Source organism: Shewanella benthica KT99 (assembly GCF_000172075.1).
Taxonomy (GTDB): domain Bacteria; phylum Pseudomonadota; class Gammaproteobacteria; order Enterobacterales; family Shewanellaceae; genus Shewanella; species Shewanella benthica_A.
Window position 1 is genome coordinate 1 of record NZ_ABIC01000089.1, and the last position, 2952, is coordinate 2952.

At 39.7% G+C, this 2952-nt stretch carries 2 protein-coding genes and 1 pseudogene; all 3 read left to right on the plus strand.

Features of this window, described 5'->3' with window-relative positions:
- Positions 1 to 240 precede the first annotated feature (240 nt).
- Positions 241 to 1218: a class I SAM-dependent methyltransferase gene (locus KT99_RS19505; RefSeq protein ID WP_005503711.1), complete on the plus strand. Its 978-nt coding sequence runs from the start codon at positions 241 to 243 to the stop codon at positions 1216 to 1218.
- Between the two features lie 552 nt (positions 1219 to 1770).
- Positions 1771 to 2553 (plus strand): DUF3450 domain-containing protein, encoded by a 783-nt coding sequence (locus KT99_RS19510; RefSeq protein WP_005503712.1) that lies wholly within the window; start codon positions 1771 to 1773, stop codon positions 2551 to 2553.
- Positions 2553 to 2952 (plus strand): annotated as a pseudogene (locus KT99_RS19515) (MotA/TolQ/ExbB proton channel family protein); the annotation flags it as partial. The gene KT99_RS19510 and the pseudogene KT99_RS19515, both read left to right, overlap by 1 nt.

Below are 2952 nucleotides of genomic sequence, written 5' to 3' on the forward strand. Positions count from 1 at the left end.
TATGGTGTTGTTATGGTCGGTGTAAACAACCTAACTGATGAAGATCCTGTGTTGACTTCAGATGGAAAGTTTGAAGATCCAAGTTTATATAACAACTATGGTCGTGAGTACACAGCACGTTATACTCTAAGATTCTAAATAATATAAATTAGTTATTTACTCAGAAAGGCCCATGCGGGCCTTTTTTTATGAGTTGATTTTGTATTATATTGTTGTGATGGATTCTTTAAGAGAGCGAATATGAATAACCATTGGTCAGAATATTGGGAACAGGGGCACCTAACTTCTTTTGGTGATAGTTTTACTGATAACTATACCGGTGTATTAAAAAATGTTTGGAAGCCAATATTTGAAGGCCTACCTAATGATTATAAGTTTCTCGATCTTGCTACCGGTAATGGCGCATTACCTTTACTCGCTTCAGATTATTTGAGAGAAAAGTCTATTCGAGGTGAGGGGGTTGGTGTCGATTTGGCTAAGATAAGTACTGATTTATCGACAGTAAATATCGCTGATAATATCACTATATCTTTAAACTCAGAAGTTGATTGTACCTCTCTGCCTTTCAATGAAAGTGAGTTTGATTTAGTGGTTTCACAATTTGGTATTGAATATGCGGATCTAGAGATTGCGATACCTGAGGCGTTGAGAGTACTAAAAGTTGATGGGAAACTGTCATTTGTGATGCACCATGAACATTCGATGGTGATAACAAGAAATAGAAAAATTCATGTACTAATCAATAATCAGCAAGTCGATGTCTTTTTTGACGCCATCATAAAGCTGATTGAAAAAATGGGGCCGATTAATACCAAGCATGACTTCATCAGAGTGAAGAGTGAGCAAGCATGTAAGAGGCTACGTCAAGAGCTTCAGTTGTCTATTGACGCATTAGTAAAAGCGGATGAAGAAGCTCTGCAAGATAGCGAGTTGCTGACCTATCTTTCTACACTGTTTAACCAGGGGATATTTTGGAGTGTAGATAAAAAGAGAGACTATATAGAGTTCGCAAAGCTGCAAATTCTTACACTGAGAAATAGGCTTGAAGAGTTGATTTTTGCGGCTAAAACGCAACAGAATATAGCGCAAATACTTGTGAGCATTTCAAACCTGGGAGCCTATTTGGATTCAGTGAAGACACTCTACAGTGAAAATGATGAAATTATTGGCTGGCATATTGTTGTGACGAAAATACATAATTCATCAGAATGCAGCTAAATCTCTGGTGATACGCATCACATTTTCACTCTGGAGTGTGATGTGTGACGCGTTCATTGTGGATCTATGATTTAATTGCGTGTTAACATTATTCTTTATCAATTAAATAGATTGATTTTAAAGGAGATTGTTTAATTAGTTTACTGGTGAAATCAGCAGGTATTGCTGCATTGTGAAATTCGTTACCAAGTTGTTAATATTTTATTGTTAATAAAAACCAATGCCTTACAGTGTTTTTTTTGGATTTGAGCTCTGGCTTCTGTCAATCATGCGATATATGACATGTTTGAAAACCTGCCTTTTGTAGCTTCCCCCCCCTCTATTGCTTTTTTCCACTAGTTTTAGCTCGTTTCAATTGTTGACATCGGTCAACAATTTGTGAAATGATGCCAGCGGTGCTACACCTTATTCGGTGTAGGAAAATAAGATAATAATTAACAATCACAAGAGAAAGACATGCTTATAAGCAGGCAATTCTCGCAACTATAAGCGGAATTTCGTGTTGTTAATAAGTAAAACCTTTTTAATTTTACTTCAAATTGGTTGGGAACTATGTCCAAGGTAAGCAATAAAACAAAAATCGCTACAGCGCTCGTAGGCGCATTAGCCTTAGCAGGCTCAAACTTAGTGATTGCAGATCCTCTTTCTGACGTTCAGAAGGCTGACAGCAGAATTCACGCTGAAGCAGCAACATCGCAAAAGAAAGTAGATAAGTACTTTGACCAAGCTCAGGACATGGTGTTCGAGTATGGTTCAGTTGCAGATGAGCGCGAATCACTAAAATCTTATAACAATTACGTTGCAGTTCTGGTCGCAGACCAAGAAGCGACAATGAAATTAATTCAAGAAGACATCAATGGCGTAGATACACTTCGTCAAGGTGTCGTCCCTCTTATGTTTAAAATGGTTGACGCACTGGAGCAATTTGTTGCTCTGGATCTTCCTTTTAACCTAGAAACTCGTGTTAATCGTGTAAATAATCTTAAGTTGCTATTGAACAGTGCTGAAGTGACTCTTGCCGAAAAGTTTCGTCTGATCCTCGATGCATACAGTATCGAGCGTGAATACGGCAGTTTCGTTGCGGTTAAAACAGGTCAGCTCGAGCTCAATGGTAAAGATGTCTTGGTTGATTTCTTCAACTTAGGCCGTGTTGCACTTTATGCACAGAGCTTAGACCAGAGGTCAGCTTGGATGTTTAACGATGAAACTAAGGCATGGGATCAGCTGGATGACAGCTATCTTCGTGAACTGACCAAAGGTATCCGCATCGCACGTAAACAGGGTGCTCCGGATCTATTCTCGTTACCCATTCCTGCTGCGGAGGCTGCACAATAATGAAGAAGTTAATAACTACAGCAATCCTTGCTGCAACCCTGGTTTTATCTTCAGGTATTGCGGGTGCAGCAGATGCGCCTAAAACGATCGACCAGCTGCTTAAGCAGGTTCAAACAGATCGTGCCAATGCTTCGAAGACACACAAGAAGCGTGAGCAAGAGTTCAGAAATGAACGTGGCGATAAGGCCGCATTGCTTAAACGTGAAAAGAATGCTTTAGCTACCGAGCGTCAACGCGGTAAAGATTTAAACCAAGCTTTCCTCGATAACGAGCGTAAAATTGGTCAGTTAGAAGAGATCTTAAAACGGCTCAAGGTGACTTGGGTGAGATGTTCGGGGTTGTTAAAGGTGATGCTGGTGATTTCTCCGGTAAACTGGCTGCATCTAACATCAGTGCTCA

Bases quoted from the DNA above. Each gene is read 5' to 3' on its own strand.
- KT99_RS19505 (WP_005503711.1), top strand. From the start codon at position 241: ATGAATAACCATTGGTCAGAATATTGGGAACAGGGGCACCTAACTTCT.
- KT99_RS19510 (WP_005503712.1), top strand. From the start codon at position 1,771: ATGTCCAAGGTAAGCAATAAAACAAAAATCGCTACAGCGCTCGTAGGC.